The sequence below is a fragment of the Blastococcus sp. TF02A-30 genome, from assembly GCF_003319185.1.
GTDB lineage: Bacteria > Actinomycetota > Actinomycetes > Mycobacteriales > Geodermatophilaceae > Blastococcus.
This window is the reverse complement of sequence record NZ_QOHJ01000006.1, coordinates 26,997-45,146: the sequence shown is the minus strand read 5'-3', so window position 1 is coordinate 45,146 and position 18,150 is coordinate 26,997. Positions and strand designations below refer to the sequence as shown.

The window sequence follows — 18,150 nt, the reverse complement described above, 5'->3', positions numbered from 1 at the left end:
TGCTCGTGCAGGGGTCGGCCGCGAGCGTGCGAGCAGGGGCGCGAGGTCCTCCGTCAGACGTCGGTGACGCGGATCCCGGCGTGCACCTTGTAGCGGCGGTTGACCGACACGAGGTTGATCGTCAGCGCCTCGACCTGGCGGGCGTTGCGCAGCCGGCCGGAGTAGATGCCGCGCATGCCGGGCAGCCGCCCGGCGAGGGCCTGCACGGTGTCCATCGACGCGCGGTCGTCGCCGACCACCATGACGTCGCCGTCGATGGTGGGGTGCGAGAGGTCCTCGAGCAGCCGGGCCGACAGGTGGTGGAACGCACCGACGACGTGCGAGTCGGGCAGCAGCGCGGCCGCCTGCTGCGTCGCGCTCCCCTCCGGGACGTCGAGAACGTAGGCGCCCAGCTCGTCGAAGCCCATGGGGACGACGCAGTCGACCACGATCTTGCCGGCCAGCGGGGTGGCCAGCTCGGCCAGCAGCTCCGCGTGCCCGGCGTACGGGACGGCGACGATCACCAGGTCGGCGGCCCCGGCCACGTCGGCGTTCGAGCCGCCCTGCACCGACACCTCGACCCCGCCGGCCGCGGCGCTGGCACGGGTGGCGACCTCGGCGGCCACCTCGGCCGCGCGGTCGGCGTCGCGGGAGCCCAGGAGGATGCGCTGACCCGCTGCGGCCAGGCGGACGGCGAGCCCGCGCCCCTGCGGTCCGGTGCCCCCCAGGACACCGACGACCAGCTCCTCCACCGCACGACCCTCGGTCACGTCAGCCCCCTCCGCGGCGCCGGTCCGCCCGGCTGCCTCCCCCGATCATGCCTGGGCGGTCCGGGGGGCCTCAGTCGCCCTCCCACCTGCGGTCCTCGGCGGTGAGCTGCTCCTCGCGCTCGGCCACCGACTGGAGCGCGTGCTCCGCCTCCTCCCGCGTGGCGTAGGGGCCGAGGCGGTGCCGCTCGGCGCAGCCGTCGCGGGGCTCGACGGTGTGGTGCTTGAGGCAGAAGAACCAGGGCCCACCAGCCATGTGCGCTCCTCCTGTGTCCGGGGGTCGGCACCAGCCTCCCACCAGGGACGGCGGCCCGCTCAGATGTCGACCATCACCTGGTCGTGGCGGGCGTAGATCGCGGCCATCTCCTCCTTCGACGGCTTCCGCCCGCTGCGGCCGATCTCGGCCATCTCGGCGAAGAACGTCTCCCGCGCGATGCCGGGCGTGAACAGGATGAGCACCGCCGCGGGCTCGTCGCCGTCGTTGCGGAAGCCGTGCACGCCGCGCTAGCGGGCGATGGCGAAGTCGCCGGGCCGGTAGGGCTGCCACCTCCCGTCGACGAACAGCGTGAGCTCGCCGGACAGCACGTAGAACGACTCGGAGAACGTCTGGTGGTAGTGCGGGGCGGCACCCGGTGTCCGCGGCGCGAGGTGGTACTCGACCAGCCCGAACCTCCCGTCGGTGACCGCGCCCGGCGCCACCATCCGCAGCGACCGGCCGGTGCCGGCATCGACGAGCGGGTGCTCGGCCACGGTGCGGACGGCGACCAGCGCGGGATCGAGGTGCGACATGACCTCACCCTGGCACCCGGCCCCGGACGACGGGGCCGCAGGTTGCACCGCTGTTGCGAAAAGCCGAGGTGGGAGCGCCGGGAAGCCTCCGCACCGGGCCCGGGTGCGGCATCCTGCTCGCCGTGCTCGATCCGTGGCAGCGCAGAGGCGGGCGTCCGCCGGTGGTCGGCCGCGGGCCGGAGCACCGGGTCTCCGCGCTGACGATGGCCTGCCTGCTCGTGCTCGGCGGGGTCATGGGCTCGGCGAACCTGCTCGTCGAGGGGCTCGTGCACGACGGGGTGCGGCGCTGGCTCTACGGCGGGGCGATGCTGCTCTGCGTCGTCGCCGCCGTCCCGCTGCTGGTGCGGCAGCGGGCGGGCCGCTGGCAGACCTTCGGCCTCGTGCTGCTCGGCGACCTCATCTACGTGGTGGTCGCCCTCTGCATGGACGACCCGGTCCGGCACGCCAGCCCGCTCATGCTCCTGTTCCCGGCCCTGGTCGCCGCCTGGTTCCTCGGGCCGTGGGAGCTCGCCGTCAACATGGTCGTGGTGACGGCGGCCTGCCTGGCCGGCCTCTGGCAGCTCGGGGGGCCACCCGTCGGTCTCGCCGTCCAGGTCGGGGTCAGCGCGCTCACCCTCAACGCGGCCTCGGTCGGCGTCTTCGTCCTCCGGCGCCGGGTGGAACGTCTCCTCGACGACACCCGGACGCTCTCCGAGCAGGACCCCCTGACCGGGCTGCGCAACCGCCGGTTCCTGGTCGCCCAGGCGCCCCGCATCTGGCGCCAGGCCCGACGTGACGGCACGCGGGTGGCGGCGATGGTGCTCGACCTCGACCACTTCAAGCGGCTCAACGACGCCCACGGGCACGCCACCGGGGACGCCGTCCTCCGGGCGGTGGCCCGGGCGTTGAGCGCGACCGTCCGGCCGACCGACGTGCTCGCCCGCACCGGCGGGGAGGAGCTGGTGGTGCTGGGGCTGGTCGCCGACACCGACGAGGCGACCCACCTGGCCGAGCGGCTGCGCGCGGCGGTGGCCGCCTGCGGTACCGCCGAGGGGCCGGCGGTGACGGCGTCGATCGGGGTGGCGCTGACCCGCCCCGTGGACGGCGAGGACGTCACCGACGCCCTGTGGAAGCTGATCGACCGGGCCGACGCGGCGATGTACGAGGCCAAGCAGCGCGGCCGCGACCAGGTGGCGACCATGTGGGCGGTGCCGGCCCGCTCCGACGTCGCCTGAACGGGGAACCTGCCGCGCTCGACCGGTGGACCGGCCGGTTCTCTGCTTCGCTGGAAGCATGCCGCCGGCCGCGCCCGACCCCACGCGCACCGTGCCGCTGCCCCTGCGCGCCCAGGCCGACATCCGCGACCGGTGGCTCACGCAGCGGCTGCTCGACGTCCTCCCGTCGCTGATGGACGACGCCGGCATCGACCTGTGGATCGTGGCCGGGCGCGAGTACAACGAGGACCCGGTCCTGACCACGCTGCTCCCGGCCACCTGGCTGTCCGCCCGCCGGCGCACGGTCCTGCTGCTGCACCGCAGCGACGACGGGGTGACAGCGGCGGCGGTGTCGCGCTACCCCGTGGGCCAGTTCCAGCCCGCCTGGACCGACGAGCCGACGGAGTGGGCCGCGGTGCGCCGCTTCGTCGACCAGGCCGGCCCGGCGCGGATCGGCGTCGACGTGTCGCAGGACTTCGCCCTCGCCGACGGGCTCTCGCACACCGAGCACCAGCTGCTGCGGCGGGCACTGGGCGACCACGCCCGGCGGCTCGTCCCTGCCGAGGAGCTCGCGGTGCGGTGGCTGGAGACCCGGCTCCCCGAGGAGCTGGTTGCCCTGCACGCCCTCAACGCGCTGGCCCACCGGGTCATCGAGGAGGCCCTCTCCCCCGCCGTCGTCACACCGGGCGTCACCACCGCCCTCGACGTGGCGTGGTGGCTGCGCCAGCGCCTGGCCGACCTCGGTGCCGACCCGTGGTTCCAGCCGTCGGTGGCGCTCCAGCGCCGGGGGGTCCCGCTCGTCCGCGAGCGCGGGACCCTGCTGCCCGCCGTCCCCTGGGACGCGGTCGTCGAGCCGGGCGACCTGCTGCACTGCGACGTCGGGCTGAGCAGCCTCGGCCTGCGCACGGACACGCAGCGCAACGCCTACGTCCTGCGTCCCGGCGAGGAGGAGCCACCGGCCGGGCTGGCCGATCTGCTGGCGGTGGGCAACCGCATGCAGGACCTGACGACGGCGGAGCTGCGCCCGGGCCGCACCGGCAACGAGGTGCTGGCCGCGGCCCGGTCGGCCGCCGCGGCCGCGGGCATCGACGCCGACGTCTACTCGCACCCCATCGGCGTGCACGGCCACGGCGCCGGGCCGGCGATCGGCCACTGGGACGAGCAGGGCGGCGTCCCCGGTGCCGGCGACCGCACCGTGCACCCCCAGACCGCGTGGGCGCTGGAGCTGGCGGTGCGCCGTCCGGTGCCGGAGTGGGGCGGCCAGTGCGTCCGGATGGGGCTCGAGCAGGGCATCGCGCTCACCGCCGACGGCGTGCAGTACCTCGACGGCCGGCAGACCGCGCTGATCGTCGTCCCGGCCGGCTGAGCACCAGCCGGCCGGGACGGCGGGCTACTTCTTCTTCTTGCGCGCGTCCGCGGTCTTCTTGCCGTTGGCCTTCTGGATCGCCTCGACCAGTTCCTTCTTCTTCATCGTCGACCGGCCGGAGATGTCGAGCTTCTTGGCCAGCTTCAGGAGGTGGTCCTTCGACGCGTTGGCGTCGACGCCGCCCGCCGTCTTCCGGTCGGTGTCGCGGCCGCCCTCGGCCTGCTCGTCGGACGGACCCTTCTTGCCGCCCTCCTTCTTCTCCCAGTGGTCGCCCACCTTCTCGAAGGAGTGCTTCACGGCCGCCCAGGCGACCTGGTTGGCGCGGCGCTCGTCGCCGTACTCGTCGGCGGCCGAGTCGTGCGCCTTGGCGAAGGTGCGCTGCGCCTTCTTCGGCGAGCGCAGCAAGGTGCTGGGCAGCTCCGACTTCTTGGCGTCGCCCTTCTTCGTGGTCTTGGGCATGACTGCTCCCTTCCTCGTCGGGTCCGGCACTACCCCACCCGACCTGGCGGATCACGTCGTCGAGGACCGCTCACCCGTTCAGGCGGGCAGGTACCGCGACCAGTGCGCGCGTTCGTCGTCGGTCAGGACCCGGCTGCTGTTGCTCTCGAAGTCGAACACCACCAGGACGACGTCGGCGCGGATGGCGACCTCGCCGTCCTGCACCAGCTCCTGCCGCACGGTGAAGGACTTCGTGCCCAGCCGGGTCACCCAGCTGGTGACGACGAGCTCCTCGCCGACCCGGTAGTACAGCTGCCGCAGGTAGTCGACCTCCAGCCGCGCCAGGATCATCGAGCCGCCCGGCCGGCCGTCGACCATGGCCAGCCGGGCGTCCTCGAGCAGGCTCAGCGCCCGGGCGTGGTTGACGTGCCCGAGCATGTCCGGGTCCGACCAGCGGAGCCTTACCGGGTGCTCGTGCTTCTCGCTCAGGGCAGGTCCGCCGTCTCCGCCGACTGCCGGTGGGCGCCCTGGGCGTCGTCCGGGTCGGCGTGCACGGTGCGCTCCTCGGACTCGGCGAGGATCACCTCGGCGGCCACCTCCTCCATGCCGCTGCCGCGCATCGCCTCCTCCTCGGGCAGCAGCTCCGCCCTGCTCTCCACGTTGCCCTCGGTGACGTTGGCCAGCGCCTCCGGGCTGGGTGCCTTCTGCGTGGTCATCAGAACCGCTGCTGCTCGGTGCCGATGCCCAGCGCCTCGGCCACCTCCTGGACGTTGCCGAACTGCTGCCCCTCGGGCAGCCGCCGCAGGTCGGCGACCACGCGGTCGGCGTCGGGGGTCTCCTGGGCCTTGGCGATCAGCTGGTCGCGGTCGGCCGGCCAGATCTCCTTGCCCAGGGTCTCGGCGATGGCTGCGCGGCGCTCGATGCCGCCCTCGGAGGTGCCGGGCGCGGTGGCGGGCTGGTGCGGGTCGGTCACGGGGGTGCTCCTTCGTGGTCGGGGTGCGGGCTCAGGACCCCGCGTCGGTGGAGTCGTCGGTGTAGCGGAGGATCGCGGCCACGGGGGTGCCGCTGAGCGCCGAGCCGGGGACGACGACGACGGCGGCCGCGCTGGCCACCGCCGCCTGGACCAGGGCCCGGTCGGCGGGGACGACCTCGCCGTGGATGCCGAGCGCGTCCATGTCCTGCTGCTCGACGCCCAGCTCCAGCGGCGAGCCGCCGACCAGCAGCGTGGCGTCGTCCTGCTCGTCGGCGAGGACGAGGGTCTCGACCTGGCCCTTGCGCAGCGCCTCGACGACGTGCTCGGTGCCGGTGACCGACAGGCCGTGGGCGCTGGCCGCCTCCACCTTCTCCATCGTGTCGGCGATCTCGCGGGCCTCGTGCTCGGCGATGAGCTCCGCGGCGCGCCGGTCGACCGGCTCGCGGTCGGCGCCGGCGGCCCGGCCGCCCTCGTCCATGGACACGATCAGGTCCGACCAGGAGCCGCTCGCCTTGTCCGCCAGGATCTGCCGGGCACGCACGTCACCGGCGATGAGCACGAAGCGCAGCGGTAGCCGGCGCGCCAGGGAGTCCAGCTCGTCGGCGACCCGGCCGAGGTTCTCCTCCCACTGGTTCTCCGCCGTGTGCATGTAGGTGTTGTGCGCCCACCCGCCGACCTTCACCTTGCGCATGTGGAAGGTGTCACCTTCCACCTGCTGCTCCTCCACCTGGCCGGAGTCGCCGACGACGACGATGTCGGCCCCGACGCGGTCGGCGATCACGACGACATGCGGCACGCGGCCGACCAGCTGGCGCAGGACGGGTACGAGATCGGGCTGCGGCGACCACTCGGCGGACTCGCGCGCCGGAGCTGCGGCGAGGATCTCGTCGAGCACGACGGCGCCGTCGGAGGCGACCACCATCGCCCGGCCGCGCAGGGTGCCGGCCTCACCGCCGTCGTTGCCCTCGAGCAGCCGGTCGCGCACCGCCTTCACGACCGCCTCGGGCGCTCCCTGCTCGGTGAGCTTCTCGGCGATGGCCCGGACCCGGAGGTCGAGCTCGGCGTCGGCGTTCTCGGTGGTGTGCGTGACGTCGGCGCACACCGTAGCGTAGGGCCCGGGCGCGGCGAAGACGGGCTGCAGGAAGGACACGTCCATGACTGCGGGGCAACTCCTCGGTCGATCGGGTGGACGCCGCGGCCGTGTCTGAGCCGCGATGTCGACGTGATCGCCGCCTACCCACCGACCGGGACCTCACACCCGGTGTCGGATGCCGGGGGCGGGGGTAGGCGGTCGCCATGACCGAGCACGACCAGTTGCCGATTCCCGACTACGACCAGCTGCCGGTGGGAGGGCTGACCTCGCGCATCCGCACCCTGGACACGCAGGGGCTGCAGACGCTGCTCGACTACGAGCGGGGGCACGCCAACCGCATCCAGGTGGTGCAGATCATGGAGCACCGCCTGTCCGCGCTGAAGTCCGGCGCGCAGCCTTCCGGCGGCGAGCCCGCCACGGCGGCGGCCGACGACCCGCAGCACGGTGCCGGGGGCTCCAAGGTGTCGGAGGCGACCACCGGTCCGGCGATGAACCCGCCGTCGCAGGGCGACCCGACCAACCCCGCCCAGCCCCGCTCCACCGGCTGACGCCGACGCCCGGGCGCCGCCACCGGGTGGCGGCGCCCGGCCCGGCTCAGCCCTGCGGCGTACCGATGTCCAACCCGTACCCGTAGCCCAGCGTCCCGCTCCCGGAAGAGGACGCTCCGTCGATCACGACCGTCACGGCGGCCGGACGGCTCGCGTCCAGGCGGAACGACCGGCACCCCTCGCTGCCGTCCCCGCACACCGGGGAGCTGTACGCGTTGCGGACGGTCGGGCCGGTGGCGGTGAACGTGACGCTGGCGGTCACCTGCCGCTCCGTCCGGGTCCACCCGTCGGGCCCGTAGCTCGAGCTGGTGAGGGTGACCGGCACCTCCGACACCGACGCCCGGCCGAGGTTGAGCGCGAAGTCCACCTGCGCGCCGGTCAGCTCCGCGTAGCCCGACTCCGGCGCCCCGCACGGGAAGCTCGCGCACGGGGCGGCGATGGAGACGCCCAGGCTCCCCTGCCGCGGACCGAAGAGACGCGACGCGTACTCGCCGAGCGACACCTGGGCGGTGCGGCCGTCGGCCAGCTGCACCTCGCCCTGGGCCAGGTAGCTGACCGACGTCGTCACGGGGAGCGACGAGGTGGTCGATGACGGCGCAGCCGACGCCACCGATGGCACGAGGACGACGGCGGCGGTCACAGCCACCGCCGAGAGGGCACGACGCAGCACGGGAACTCCTGTGTTCGAGGGTGCGCCGCCGGACGGCGGCCGCGCGAACATAGCGACGGGTACCAAGACGATCCGATACCGCTGTGCCGGCCGTGACCGGTGGGTCGCGATCGCAGCCGGATCAGCCGACGGGCAGGCCGGCCAGACCCGCGGCCAGGCCCAGCAGCGCGCACACACCGAGCGTGCGCAGCACCGACCACCTCAGCCGGAAGATCAGCACCGCGGCGACCACCGCGACGGCGACCGGCACCCACCGCGGCTCGGTGAGGTCCGGCAGCTCCAGCTGCAGCGGCCCCCACTCGCGGCGGGTGGAGCCGTCGAACAGCGTGTGCACGGCGAAGTAGACCGCCAGGTTGGCGATGACGCCGACGACGGCCGCGGTGATCCCGGTCAGGGCGGCGGACAGCGACCGGTTGCCGCGCAGCCGCTCCATGTAGGGCGCGCCCAGCAGCACGAACAGGAAGCTCGGCACGAAGGTCACCCAGGTGACCAGCAGCGAGGCGAGGACCGCGGCCGCCCACGGATCGAGGTCGCCGGGAGCCCGGTAGGCGCCGACGAACGCGACGAACTGCACCACCATGATCAGCGGCCCGGGCGTCGTCTCGGCCAGCGCGAGGCCGCGCACCATCTCCCCCGGTGCCAGCCAGCCGTAGACCTGCACCGCCTGCTGCGCCACGTAGGCGAGCACCGCGTACGCCCCACCGAAGGTGACGACGGCGGCGCCGGAGAAGAAGAGCCCCTGCTCGGTGAACACGCTGCCCGTGCCGGTCAGCAGGGCCGCGACGGCGATGGGCACGCCCCAGGCGACGAGCCCGGTGACCAGCACGCGCAGCGTCCGGCGTCCCGAGGGCCGTTCGGCGTGCAGGGCGTCGTCCGGGATGACCGGTGGGGGTCCGTCGTCCGTCGCCGGTTCGGCCACCGCCGCCGGGCGGTGCCGGCCCAGCAGCCAGCCGACGGCACCGGCACCGAGCACGACCACCGGGAAGGGGACGGCGAGGAGGGTGAGGGCCAGGAAGGCGGCGACGGCGAGGGCGACGAGCGCCGGGTCGGTCAGCGCCCGCTTGCCCACCCGGCCGACCGCCTGCGCGACGATCGCGAGCACCGCCGGCGCGAGACCGGCGAACAGCGCGGTGACGGCGAGCGTGTCCCCGTACCCGACGTAGACGGCGGACAGGACGAGCAGCGCCACGACCCCGGGCAGGACGAAAAAGCCACCGGCGACGAGCCCGCCGCGGGTGCCGTGCAGCAGCCAGCCGACGTAGGTGGCCAGCTGCTGTGCCTCCGGGCCGGGCAGCAGCATGCAGTAGTTCATCGCGTGCAGGAAGCGGCGCTGGCCGATCCAGCGCTTGTCGTCGACCAGCGTCCGCTGCATCACCGCGATCTGGCCGGCCGGGCCGCCGAAGGTCTGCAGCGAGATGAGGAACCAGGTCCGGACCGCCTCCCGGAACGGGATGGCCGGCACCGACGGCCGATCGGTGCTGCTCGCCACGCACGACTCCCGGGACTCCGGCCGACTGGTGCTGCACAGTGTCGGGCACGACGGTGAACAGCAGGTGGAGGGGGCGACGTGGCCGGTGGCGAGAGCCGGATCGACGACGACGCGCAGACCCACCTCGACGGGCTGGACCCGGAGGGGAGGGCGCTGTTCGACCGGTTGCACGCGCTCGTCGTCGCCGCTCACCCCGGCGTCGCCGTGGTGCTGAGGTACGCGATGCCCACCTACGTCGTGGGCGACCGGCAGCTGCACGTCGGCGTCTGGAAGCACGGCCTCTCGCTCTACGGCTGGAGCCCGGAACGCAGCGGCGGCTTCTGCGACCGCTACCCGGCGCTGTGCGGCGCCAAGGGGACGCTCAGGATCCCGCACGCCGACGCCGCCCGGATCCCCGATGAGCACCTCACCGACCTGGTGCGCGCCGTGCTGGCGCCGTGAGGACGACGCGGCGCGGGCGCGCACCGCTGCTGCGGTCGGACCCTCAGCCGACGCCGTCCGGGGAAGCGGTCGGCCGGCTCGTCACGACGAGCTCGCCGACCTCCAGCCGGCCGACGCGCAGGTCGCGGATGTCGGCGCGGCCGATGACCAGCCGGCCCACCGCCAGCGCACCGACCGCCAGCGCACCGACGGCGAGCGCACCGACCGCCAGCCCGGCGGCCGAGGCCGCGCCCACCGCCAGCGAGCGGACGGCCACCGCGCGGACGTCCAGCGGCCGCGCCACCACGACCGGCCGGTCCCGCCTGCTCAGCGCCCGCCCTCGCAGCTGCTGCCCCATGGTCTTCTCCTCCCGGCTCAGGCGGAGCGCTCCGCCTTCTCCGCGGTCTCCGATGCCGACCGCGGCCCCGGCACACCGGCCCCCGGCTCGGGGGGCGACTGGAGGAGCGGCTGCCGCAGGTCGATGAACTCGGGCCGTTCGGGGCTGAGGACCATCAGCTCTGCCATGACGGCCTGCACCTCCGCCGGCGGCTCCTTGCGCTCGCCCTCCCGGGCCGCCGCCTCCGAGGTGAAGTACAGGACCTGGGTCCACCGGTCCGCGTCGTGGTTGATCATCACGCTGCCGAGGATCTCGGGGCGGAAGTCGGCCATGTCGGCGGTCGACAGCCGGCCCATGAGCTCCCTGGCCCGCTCGCGGTCGGTCACCCGGCCGCGCATCACCTGCACGAAGCCGGCACGGTCGAGGTCGCCGATGCGGTCCACGTCGACGTCCCCGCTCTCGGCGAACTCGACCTCCCCGTCGAAGAGCCGTCCCGTCTCGTTCCACCACCGGTCCTGCTCGGGTCGTGCCGAGTTGCGGGCCGCGGCCTCGGCCGACTCGAAGCGGGCGAGCGCGAAGAACCGGCCGTCATCGGCGATCCCGATCGTGCTGCCCAGCCAGCCGACCGCGCCGGGCTGGAGATCCCGCATCCACGAGTCCAGCGCCGCCCGCACGCCCTCGGCGTCCGACGTCCTGCCCTGGATGAGCTGAGCGAACATGGCGAGCCTCCCGCCGTCGTCGGCCCCCGTGGGAAGGCCGACGCTAGGCCCGTGCCGCCGTCGGGGGAACCGGTCGCCGCGCGGGGCGACGGACGAGTCGGCCTGTACGCCGGGTTCTGTCCACGGGTGCCTCACGGCCTCCCGATGGGCGGTCATCCATCTAGGCCTGCCGTTGCCGGCAGGCTCGAGCGGTCTACCCGCAGGCATCGGGCGGGCCGCCCTCGAACGCCTGCGCAGGACGACGTTCCCGCCGTCCCTTCTTGACCTTGCTCCGGGTGGGGTTTACCGAGCCACACCGGTCACCCGGTGTGCGGTGGTCTCTTACACCGCCGTTTCACCCTTACCAGTGCGAGCACTGGCGGTCTGTTCTCTGTGGCACTGTCCCGCGGGTCACCCCGGGTCGCTGTTAACGACCACCCTGCCCTGTGGAGCCCGGACGTTCCTCGGCGACGGGGTCTCCCCCGCCGACGCGACCGCCCAGCCGACTCGTCCGTCGTGCCGGCGAGTCTACGGGGCGCTCACCCCCAGTAGAGGCGGAAGCCCACGCGGCGCCCGCCGTCCTCCTTGAGCGTCGACATGTCGACCACCTGCCGGGCCTGGTCCTCGACGGGGTCGTCGGACAGCAGCTCGAGGTAGCGCCGGTGCTCCGACAGCGACCGCACCGCCAGCTCCACCGCCTCGGTCACGTCCACCTCGTGCGGTGGATCGGTCATCTCCCCGACGGCGATGTACTGGACGCCGGCCCACCGCTCCTCGGGCAGGTCCGGGAAGATCCACTCGTTCCCGGCGTCGGCGACCGCGTCGAGCACCGACTGGCCGAGCGCCTGGTGGTCGGCGGAGTTGAGGTAGGCTGGGGAGACGCCCGGCGGGGTCCACGTCGGACCGAAGTACCCGGTGACGACGAGGTCCGGCCGGTGCCTCCGGATCGCCGCGGCCAGGTCGCGGCGCAGCTCCGGCCCGGCGACGAGGACGCCGTCGCGGTGGTCGAGGAACTCGACCTCGGTGACGCCCACGACAGCGGCCGACCGGCGCTCCTCGTCCTCGCGGATCGGCCCCGCCTCCGCCGGCGGGACCCCGGCCATCCCGGCCTCCCCGCGGGTGGCCAGCAGGTAGCGGACCTCCTTGCCGGCGGCCGTCCAGACCGCGACGGCGGCCGCCAGGCCGTACTCGATGTCGTCGGGGTGGGCGGCGACGACGAGGGCGCGCTGCCAGTCGTCGGGCATCGGTGCGGGCATGCCCGCAGTCTGCTGCGCGGCCCCCGCCGCCGCGACCACTCCGCGCGCGGCACGAGACCCTGCGCCGGCGGCTCAGCGGCCCCGGGCGACGGCCAGCGCGCTGCGGATCAACGGCACCTGGAGCGGCAGCCGGACGACGGCGGCCGCCAGCACGGGAGGGCGCCCGCGGCCGAGCCGCAGGTGGTGCAGGTGGGCCGGCACGAACCCGAGCAGCAGGGTGGCCGCCGACCAGCCCCCGGCCCGGCGGGTCGCCGGCGCGCTCAGCAGCGCCGCGGTGCCGATCTCGGCGACCCCGGTGGCCAGCACCCAGCGGCGCGCGTCGCCCAGCTCCGGCGGCACCAGCCACTCGTAGGTGCGCGGCCGGACCAGGTGCAGCACGCCCGACCCCCGAGCAGCGCCGCCAACACCTTGTCCCTGCCCGGAAGCCGCATGGGCCCACCGTAGGTTGACCGCCGTGACCCCCGTCGACCTGCTGGTGGCCGCGGCCGTCGCCCTCCTCGCCGGCGGGGTCAACTCGATCGCCGGCGGCGGGTCCCTGATCCTCTTCCCCACCCTGGTGGCGCTCGGCCTGGGCACGGTCGAGGCCAACGTGACCAACTCCGTGGCGCAGTGGCCCGGCTACCTCGGCGGCGTGGCCGGCTTCCGGCAGGAGTACCGCGGTCAGCGCGCCCGGCTGCTGCGCCTGGGGCTGGTCGCCGTCCTCGGCGGGACGGCGGGCAGCGTGCTGCTGCTGACGACGCCGTCGGAGGCCTTCGACGTCGTCGTCCCGGTGCTCGTGCTCCTCGCCAGCCTGCTGCTGGCCGTCCAGCCGCTGGTCACCTCGCGGCTGCGCCGGGCCGAGGACGACGGCGGCGCGGCCGACCCGGTCTGGCTGTACGTGGCGCTGTTCCTCGCGACCGCCTACGGCGGCTACTTCGGCGGCGCGCTGGGCGTCATCCTGGTCGGCGTCCTGGGGCTGGCGCTGCACCGCCTGAAGCTGGCCAACGCGCTCAAGTCGGCGCTCTCCGCGGTGACCGCGACGGTGACCGTCGTCGTCTTCGGGTTCTTCGGCGACGTGCACTGGGGAGTGGTCGCGGTCGCCGCCCCGGCCAGCCTGCTCGGCGGCTTCCTCGGCGCCCGGATCGCGACCCGCATCCCGCCGACGCCGCTGCGGGTGCTCATCGTGGTCTTCGGCGTCGCCGTCGCCATCTACCTGTTCACCCGCGCCTGACCCCTCCGGGTGAGGGCCGGCGCCACCGGTTCACCGGGGATCCGGCCCCGCCGATCACCAGGTCATGGCCGCCGCCCGCTCCCCGCTGCTGCCCGGGGCGCCGCGCCGCCTGCTGACGACCGCCCTCGTCCTGGCCGTGCCGTTCGCCGCGCTGGGCGTGGTGCGCGTCGCGCTGCCCGGCGCCGCCGGTCCGCTCGACGGGATCGACGTCCCCGTGCTGGTCGTGCTGCACCTGGCCCTGCTCGGGCTGCTGTGGTGGCGCGCGCGCACCGTGGACACCGAGCACGCCGTGTGGGTCCGGCTGGCGCTGGGTGCCGCGGTGTTCGTCCTGGCCTTCGCGGTCAGCGCGCTGCTCGCGGTCCTCCCGGCCACGCGGGACGTCGCCGCCCTGCCGGTGCTGTGGGCCGGGGTGGCGGTGTTCCCGTTCTGGTACGGCGGGCTGGTCCGGTGGAACCGGTACAGCACCAGCCTCGCCGACCCCAACGACGTCCTGAACGGCGCGGCCGCCGTGCTCGCGGTCGTGGCCGTGCTCAACCTGGTGGTGGATGCCACCGGCGGTGCGCTGTCCCGGCTCCCCTGGTGGGAGCTCCAGCCGCTGCTGGCGCAGTTCGCTGTGGCCTTCGTCCTGCTGGGGACCGCGCTCACCCTGCCGTCCCTCGGGGCGCTCGCCCGCGACGTCCGGATCTGGCTGGTGGTCACCGCCTTCGGCGCCGGGCTGGCCGGCACGACGGCGACGCTGCTGGCCGGCGGCGAGCGCGTGGGCTGGGGCGCGGTCACCCAGCCGACCCTGGTGGCGTGCCTGGCGGGAGCCGCCGTGCTGCGGTCACGGCGGTCCGCCCCGCAGCCGACCGATCCCAGCGCCGCCACCATCGGCGCGTTCGTCGTCATCCTGGCCTCCACCGTCGTGCTGGTGGTCAACACGCTGGTCGGCAGCGGCCTCGCTGCCACGGGGTGCGCCGCCCTGGCCGCGAGCGGCGCCGGGCTGCGGATGGCGGTGAACGTCCGGGAGCTCGCCCAGCTGGCGGTCAGCCGCCGGGAGGCGCTGACCGACGAGCTCACCGGCCTGGCCAACCGGCGAGCGGTGCTCCGCCGCGTGGAGGAGCTGTGCGCCGAGGGCACGCCGGCGGCCCTGGCGCTGCTCGACGTCGACAAGTTCAAGGAGGTCAACGACGCGCTCGGGCACGGGGCGGGTGACGACCTGCTGCGCCAGGTGGCACGCCGCCTCGAACCCGCGCTGCGCGCCGGTGACCTGCTCGGCCGGCTGGGCGGTGACGAGTTCGCGGTGGTGGCCGCGCTCGACCCCCACGTCCCCGCCGCCGACGCGGCACGGTCCCTGGGCGCCCGGCTGCACGAGCGGTTGGCCGAGCCCTTCCCGGTGGAGGGCATGTTCGTGCACTCCTCTGCCAGCGTGGGCGTGACGACGACGGACGACGACGCCCGGCGGCCGACCCAGCTGCTGCGCCGCGCCGACGTCGCCATGTACGACGCCAAGCGCTCCGGCTCGGGGGTGGCGCTCTACGACCCCGCCCGGCACGCGGACAGCAGCGGGCACCTGGCGCTGGTCGAGGAGCTGCGGACGGCGCTGGACGCCGGTGAGTTCGTCCTGCACCACCAGCCGCAGCTCGACGTCGCGACCGGACGGGTGGTGGGCGTCGAGGCCCTGGTGCGCTGGGCGCACCCCGAGCGGGGGCTGCTGGGGCCGGGCGCCTTCCTGCCGCTGGCGGAGGTCCACGGGCTCATGGGCCGGCTGACCGAGGCGGTGCTCGCCGACGCCGTGGCGCAGGCCGCCGCGTGGCACCGGCGGGGGCTGGACCTCCCGATCTCGGTGAACCTCTCCGCGAGCAACCTGCTCGACGTGGGCTTGCCCGCCCGCGTGGCCGAGCTGCTCGACCGGCACGCCCTGCCCCCGACGTCGCTCGTGCTCGAGGTGACCGAGAGCGTGCTGCTGACCGATCCCGAGCGCAGCCTCGCCGTCGTGGCGGCGCTGGCGGGGCTGGGGACGACGGTCAGCATCGACGACTTCGGCACCGGCTACTCGTCGCTGGCCTACCTGCGCGACCTGCCCGTGGCCGAGCTCAAGCTGGACCGCTCCTTCACCGCGGACCTGCTCACCGACGCGCGCACCGAGGCGATCGTCGCCAGCACCGTCGACCTCGCGCACCGGCTGGGCCTGCGGGTGGTCGCGGAGGGCGTGGAGCAGGAGGAGACGCTGACCCACCTCCGCTCGCTGGGCTGCGACACGAGCCAGGGGTTCCTGCACTCCCCCGCCCTCCCGGCGGACGTGCTCGAGCGCTGGCTCGCCGACCGGGTGGCGGTCGCGGCGCGCTGACCCGCGCTCCGAGCCCGAGCGGTGCACGAAGGCCCAGGTCAGACGGACGCCGGCGATCTCATAGGATCCGCGCCATCGCCGGACGAAACCACCGACTCCAAGGGACCCACCCGATGCGCCGTCGCTCCGCCACCCTCGCCGCTCTCGCCGTGACCGCGCTGTCGGTCGCCGCGTGCGCCCCGCAGGACGAGGCCGACGAACCGGCCGCCTCCGGCAGCAGCAGCGACGCCTGCACCCCCGAGTCCCTCGACACCCTCGAGCCCGGCACGCTCACCATCGCCACCGACCAGCCGGCCTACGAGCCGTGGTTCAGCGAGGACGCCCCGGAGAACGGCGAGGGCTTCGAGGCCGCGGTCGCCTACGCCGTCGCCGAGGAGCTGGGCTACGAGGAGGGCGACGTCACCTGGACCCGCGTGCCGTTCAACGCCGCCATCCAGCCCGGGGCCCGGCCGTTCGACTTCGACGTCAACCAGTTCTCGATCACCGAGGAGCGCAAGCAGGCGGTCGACTTCTCCTCGCCGTACTACACGGTCAGCCAGGCGGTCATCACCACCGCCGGCTCCGCGGCCGACGGCGCGGAGAGCGTCGCCGACCTGAAGGACCTGCGCATCGGCGCTCAGGTGGCCACCACCAGCCTCCAGGTGCTCACCGAGGTCATCGCCCCGAGCAGCGACCCGGTGGTCTTCAACAGCAACGACGACGCGAAGCTGGCGCTGCAGAACGGCCAGGTCGACGCGATCGTCGTCGACCTGCCCACCGCCTTCTACATCACCGCGGCGGAGCTGGACGACGGCGTGATCGTCGGCCAGCTCGAGGACTCCGGCGAGGGCGGCGACCAGTTCGGCCTGCTCCTGGCCAAGGACAGCCCGCTGACCGACTGCGTGAGCCGGGCGGTCGACGCGCTGCGCGAGGACGGCACCCTCGCCGACCTGGAGCAGCAGTGGCTCTCCGACGTCGCCGACGCCCCCGTCCTCAGCTGACCACCGTTCCCCCGGGCGGGGCGCTGCCGGCGCCCAGCCCGCTCGAGCTGTCCCGCCGGGCCTGGCGTCGCCGTCGGGCCCGGCGGTCGACGCTGGTCGCGCTGGCCTCCACCCTGCTCTTCGCGGCGGTGGCCTACCTGGTGGTGACCAGCGCTCCCGGCTGGCCGCGGGTCCAGGCGACGTTCTTCTCCCCGAGCGTGGCGTGGGAGTCGCTGCCCGAGATCCTCTCCGGGCTGTGGTTGAACCTGCAGGTCCTCGTCGTCGGCGGGCTGCTGGTGCTCGTGCTCGGCCTGCTCGTGGCGCTGACCCGCGCGCTGCGGGGGCCGGCCTTCGCGCCGCTGCGGATCCTGGCGACCGGCTACGTCGACCTCTTCCGCGGCATCCCGCTGATCATCACGCTGTACCTGGTGGGCTTCGGCTTCCCGGCTCTCGGGCTGCAGGGCATGCCGACGTCGCCGTTCGTGCTGGGCACGGTCGCGATCGTGCTCACCTACAGCGCCTACGTGGCCGAGGTCTTCCGCGCCGGCATCGAGTCGGTGCACCCCAGCCAGCGGGCGGCGGCCCGGTCGCTCGGGCTCACCCACCGGCAGACCATGCGGATCGTCGTGCTGCCGCAGGCGATGCGCACGGTGACCCCCGCGCTGCTCAACGACTTCGTCGCGCTGCAGAAGGATGTCGGTCTGATCTCGGTGCTGGGCGCGGTCGACGCGGTCCGATCGGCGCAGATCCTGGTCGGCCAGAGCTTCAACTTCACCCCGTACGTCGTCGCCGGCCTGCTGTTCGTGCTGCTCGCCGTCCCCTCGGCCCGGCTCGCCGACGCGGTGACCGCCCGGGCTCGCCGTCGGCAGCAGTCGGGAGGACTCCTGTGAGCGCACCGGTCCTGGACGTCCGCGGCGTGGTGAAGACCTTCGGCGACACCGTGGTGCTGCGCGGGGTCGACCTGTCCGTCGGCGAGCACCAGGTCGTGGCGCTCATCGGCGGGTCGGGGTCGGGCAAGTCGACGCTGCTGCGCTGCGCCAGCCTGCTCGAGACCGTGGACGACGGGCAGGTGCTGCTCGACGGGGAGGACGTCACCGACCCGCGGGTCGACGCCGACGCCGTCCGCCGCCGCCTCGGGGTGGTGTTCCAGGCCTACAACCTGTTCCCGCACATGACCGTGCTGGACAACGTGACCCTGGCGCCCACGGTCGTCCACGGCCGCCCGAAGGCCGAGGTGCAGGAGGAGGCGCGGGCGATGCTGGCCCGCATGGGCCTGGCGGACAAGGCCGGTGAGTACCCCGACCGGCTGTCGGGCGGCCAGCAGCAGCGGGTGGCGATCGCCCGCGCGCTGGGCGTGCGGCCGCGGGTGCTGCTGCTCGACGAGATCACCAGCGCGCTGGACCCGGAGCTGGTCGGCGAGGTGCTGGCGGTGGTCCGCGAGGTCGCCGCGCAGGGGATGACCATCCTCATGGCCACCCACGAGATGGGCTTCGCCCGCCAGGTGGCCGACACCGTCGCCTTCCTCGACGGCGGCGTCGTCCTGGAGTCCGGCCCGCCGGAGCAGGTGCTGGGCGACCCCGTCGAGGAGCGCACGCGGCGGTTCCTCGCCCGCGTGATCGACGCCGGCCGGCTCTAG

Annotated in this window: 24 protein-coding genes and 1 other RNA gene; 9 read left to right on the top strand and 16 right to left on the bottom strand. The window is 74.4% G+C overall.

Features of this window, described 5'->3' with window-relative positions; genetic code table 11:
- Positions 1-53 precede the first annotated feature (53 nt).
- The 4 genes from npdG to DQ241_RS14150 form a co-directional block, all read right to left on the bottom strand.
- The gene (gene npdG / locus DQ241_RS14165) at positions 54-749 is read right to left on the bottom strand and encodes an NADPH-dependent F420 reductase (protein ID WP_113830859.1); all 696 of its coding nucleotides are present in this window, start codon (positions 747-749) and stop codon (positions 54-56) included.
- Positions 750-819: 70 nt separating this feature from the next.
- Positions 820-1,002 (bottom strand): hypothetical protein, encoded by a 183-nt coding sequence (locus tag DQ241_RS14160; protein WP_113830858.1) that lies wholly within the window; start codon positions 1,000-1,002, stop codon positions 820-822.
- A 59-nt stretch (positions 1,003-1,061) separates the two neighbouring features.
- Positions 1,062-1,244: a hypothetical protein gene (locus DQ241_RS14155; RefSeq protein WP_113830857.1), complete on the bottom strand. Its 183-nt coding sequence runs from the start codon at positions 1,242-1,244 to the stop codon at positions 1,062-1,064.
- 6 nt (positions 1,245-1,250) lie between these two features.
- On the bottom strand, positions 1,251-1,535 hold the full coding sequence (locus DQ241_RS14150) for a cupin domain-containing protein (RefSeq protein WP_113830856.1): 285 nt from the start codon (positions 1,533-1,535) through the stop codon (positions 1,251-1,253).
- A gap of 122 nt (positions 1,536-1,657) precedes the next feature.
- Here DQ241_RS14150 and DQ241_RS14145 point away from each other — a divergent pair, with 122 nt between their 5' ends.
- Positions 1,658-2,749 carry a diguanylate cyclase gene (locus tag DQ241_RS14145; protein ID WP_233492440.1) on the top strand — a complete coding sequence of 364 codons (1,092 nt, stop codon included), beginning with the start codon at positions 1,658-1,660 and terminating at the stop codon, positions 2,747-2,749.
- A gap of 58 nt (positions 2,750-2,807) precedes the next feature.
- Positions 2,808-4,094 carry a M24 family metallopeptidase gene (locus DQ241_RS14140; RefSeq protein ID WP_113830855.1) on the top strand — a complete coding sequence of 429 codons (1,287 nt, stop codon included), beginning with the start codon at positions 2,808-2,810 and terminating at the stop codon, positions 4,092-4,094.
- Positions 4,095-4,118: 24 nt separating this feature from the next.
- Here the strand turns inward: DQ241_RS14140 and DQ241_RS14135 are convergent, their stop codons facing one another.
- From DQ241_RS14135 to DQ241_RS14115, 5 genes are all read right to left on the bottom strand, one after another.
- Complete coding sequence (locus tag DQ241_RS14135; RefSeq protein ID WP_113830854.1) at positions 4,119-4,553, bottom strand: ChaB family protein; 435 nt, start codon at positions 4,551-4,553, stop codon at positions 4,119-4,121.
- Between the two features lie 78 nt (positions 4,554-4,631).
- On the bottom strand, positions 4,632-5,021 hold the full coding sequence (locus DQ241_RS14130) for a thioesterase family protein (protein WP_113830853.1): 390 nt from the start codon (positions 5,019-5,021) through the stop codon (positions 4,632-4,634).
- On the bottom strand, positions 5,018-5,248 hold the full coding sequence (locus tag DQ241_RS14125; RefSeq protein ID WP_113830852.1) for a hypothetical protein: 231 nt from the start codon (positions 5,246-5,248) through the stop codon (positions 5,018-5,020). Before DQ241_RS14125 ends, DQ241_RS14130 begins: the two co-directional genes overlap by 4 nt.
- Positions 5,248-5,505, bottom strand: a complete 258-nt coding sequence (locus DQ241_RS14120; protein WP_113830851.1) for a DUF2795 domain-containing protein — start codon at positions 5,503-5,505, stop codon at positions 5,248-5,250. The genes DQ241_RS14125 and DQ241_RS14120 overlap by 1 nt, the downstream gene beginning before the upstream one ends.
- Before the next feature lie 31 nt (positions 5,506-5,536).
- Positions 5,537-6,661, bottom strand: coding sequence for a Vms1/Ankzf1 family peptidyl-tRNA hydrolase (locus tag DQ241_RS14115; RefSeq protein ID WP_113830850.1), 1,125 nt, complete (start codon positions 6,659-6,661; stop codon positions 5,537-5,539).
- A 140-nt stretch (positions 6,662-6,801) separates the two neighbouring features.
- Here DQ241_RS14115 and DQ241_RS14110 point away from each other — a divergent pair, with 140 nt between their 5' ends.
- Positions 6,802-7,146, top strand: a complete 345-nt coding sequence (locus DQ241_RS14110) for a hypothetical protein (RefSeq protein ID WP_113830849.1) — start codon at positions 6,802-6,804, stop codon at positions 7,144-7,146.
- A 46-nt stretch (positions 7,147-7,192) separates the two neighbouring features.
- Here the strand turns inward: DQ241_RS14110 and DQ241_RS14105 are convergent, their stop codons facing one another.
- Both DQ241_RS14105 and chrA read right to left on the bottom strand, forming a co-directional pair.
- Positions 7,193-7,816 (bottom strand): hypothetical protein, encoded by a 624-nt coding sequence (locus DQ241_RS14105; protein ID WP_113830848.1) that lies wholly within the window; start codon positions 7,814-7,816, stop codon positions 7,193-7,195.
- Between the two features lie 121 nt (positions 7,817-7,937).
- Positions 7,938-9,305 (bottom strand): chromate efflux transporter, encoded by a 1,368-nt coding sequence (chrA, locus tag DQ241_RS14100; RefSeq protein ID WP_113830847.1) that lies wholly within the window; start codon positions 9,303-9,305, stop codon positions 7,938-7,940.
- Between the two features lie 78 nt (positions 9,306-9,383).
- Between chrA and DQ241_RS14095 the strand changes: the two genes are divergently transcribed.
- Positions 9,384-9,746 (top strand): DUF1801 domain-containing protein, encoded by a 363-nt coding sequence (locus DQ241_RS14095; protein ID WP_199584559.1) that lies wholly within the window; start codon positions 9,384-9,386, stop codon positions 9,744-9,746.
- A gap of 43 nt (positions 9,747-9,789) precedes the next feature.
- Here DQ241_RS14095 and DQ241_RS14090 read toward each other — a convergent pair whose 3' ends face one another.
- The 5 genes from DQ241_RS14090 to DQ241_RS14070 form a co-directional block, all read right to left on the bottom strand.
- A complete protein-coding gene (locus DQ241_RS14090) occupies positions 9,790-10,083 on the bottom strand; it encodes a hypothetical protein (RefSeq protein WP_199584557.1) in 294 nt (97 codons plus the stop codon).
- A 17-nt stretch (positions 10,084-10,100) separates the two neighbouring features.
- The gene (locus tag DQ241_RS14085) at positions 10,101-10,781 is read right to left on the bottom strand and encodes a hypothetical protein (protein ID WP_199584555.1); all 681 of its coding nucleotides are present in this window, start codon (positions 10,779-10,781) and stop codon (positions 10,101-10,103) included.
- Between the two features lie 89 nt (positions 10,782-10,870).
- Positions 10,871-11,270: RNase P RNA component class A (rnpB, locus tag DQ241_RS14080), an RNA gene on the bottom strand.
- 29 nt (positions 11,271-11,299) lie between these two features.
- Positions 11,300-12,016 (bottom strand): PIG-L deacetylase family protein, encoded by a 717-nt coding sequence (locus DQ241_RS14075; RefSeq protein WP_113831167.1) that lies wholly within the window; start codon positions 12,014-12,016, stop codon positions 11,300-11,302.
- A gap of 72 nt (positions 12,017-12,088) precedes the next feature.
- The gene (locus DQ241_RS14070) at positions 12,089-12,394 is read right to left on the bottom strand and encodes a hypothetical protein (RefSeq protein WP_113830846.1); all 306 of its coding nucleotides are present in this window, start codon (positions 12,392-12,394) and stop codon (positions 12,089-12,091) included.
- A gap of 76 nt (positions 12,395-12,470) precedes the next feature.
- Between DQ241_RS14070 and DQ241_RS14065 the strand changes: the two genes are divergently transcribed.
- From DQ241_RS14065 to DQ241_RS14045, 5 genes are all read left to right on the top strand, one after another.
- Positions 12,471-13,226: a sulfite exporter TauE/SafE family protein gene (locus tag DQ241_RS14065; protein ID WP_113830845.1), complete on the top strand. Its 756-nt coding sequence runs from the start codon at positions 12,471-12,473 to the stop codon at positions 13,224-13,226.
- 64 nt (positions 13,227-13,290) lie between these two features.
- Positions 13,291-15,555, top strand: coding sequence for a bifunctional diguanylate cyclase/phosphodiesterase (locus tag DQ241_RS14060; protein ID WP_113830844.1), 2,265 nt, complete (start codon positions 13,291-13,293; stop codon positions 15,553-15,555).
- A gap of 113 nt (positions 15,556-15,668) precedes the next feature.
- The gene (locus DQ241_RS14055) at positions 15,669-16,535 is read left to right on the top strand and encodes a transporter substrate-binding domain-containing protein (protein ID WP_113830843.1); all 867 of its coding nucleotides are present in this window, start codon (positions 15,669-15,671) and stop codon (positions 16,533-16,535) included.
- The gene (locus tag DQ241_RS14050) at positions 16,496-17,404 is read left to right on the top strand and encodes an amino acid ABC transporter permease (protein ID WP_199584554.1); all 909 of its coding nucleotides are present in this window, start codon (positions 16,496-16,498) and stop codon (positions 17,402-17,404) included. Before DQ241_RS14055 ends, DQ241_RS14050 begins: the two co-directional genes overlap by 40 nt.
- Positions 17,401-18,150: an amino acid ABC transporter ATP-binding protein gene (locus DQ241_RS14045; RefSeq protein ID WP_113830842.1), complete on the top strand. Its 750-nt coding sequence runs from the start codon at positions 17,401-17,403 to the stop codon at positions 18,148-18,150. The genes DQ241_RS14050 and DQ241_RS14045 overlap by 4 nt, the downstream gene beginning before the upstream one ends.

Coding starts and splice junctions, on each gene's coding strand:
- DQ241_RS14160 (WP_113830858.1), bottom strand. CDS start 1,002: ATGGCTGGTGGGCCCTGGTTCTTCTGCCTCAAGCACCACACCGTCGAG.
- DQ241_RS14150 (WP_113830856.1), bottom strand. CDS start 1,535: ATGTCGCACCTCGATCCCGCGCTGGTCGCCGTCCGCACCGTGGCCGAG.
- DQ241_RS14140 (WP_113830855.1), top strand. CDS start 2,808: ATGCCGCCGGCCGCGCCCGACCCCACGCGCACCGTGCCGCTGCCCCTG.
- DQ241_RS14135 (WP_113830854.1), bottom strand. CDS start 4,553: ATGCCCAAGACCACGAAGAAGGGCGACGCCAAGAAGTCGGAGCTGCCC.
- DQ241_RS14125 (WP_113830852.1), bottom strand. CDS start 5,248: ATGACCACGCAGAAGGCACCCAGCCCGGAGGCGCTGGCCAACGTCACC.
- DQ241_RS14115 (WP_113830850.1), bottom strand. CDS start 6,661: ATGGACGTGTCCTTCCTGCAGCCCGTCTTCGCCGCGCCCGGGCCCTAC.
- DQ241_RS14110 (WP_113830849.1), top strand. CDS start 6,802: ATGACCGAGCACGACCAGTTGCCGATTCCCGACTACGACCAGCTGCCG.
- DQ241_RS14090 (WP_199584557.1), bottom strand. CDS start 10,083: ATGGGGCAGCAGCTGCGAGGGCGGGCGCTGAGCAGGCGGGACCGGCCG.
- DQ241_RS14085 (WP_199584555.1), bottom strand. CDS start 10,781: ATGTTCGCTCAGCTCATCCAGGGCAGGACGTCGGACGCCGAGGGCGTG.
- DQ241_RS14075 (WP_113831167.1), bottom strand. CDS start 12,016: ATGCCCGCACCGATGCCCGACGACTGGCAGCGCGCCCTCGTCGTCGCC.
- DQ241_RS14060 (WP_113830844.1), top strand. CDS start 13,291: ATGGCCGCCGCCCGCTCCCCGCTGCTGCCCGGGGCGCCGCGCCGCCTG.
- DQ241_RS14055 (WP_113830843.1), top strand. CDS start 15,669: ATGCGCCGTCGCTCCGCCACCCTCGCCGCTCTCGCCGTGACCGCGCTG.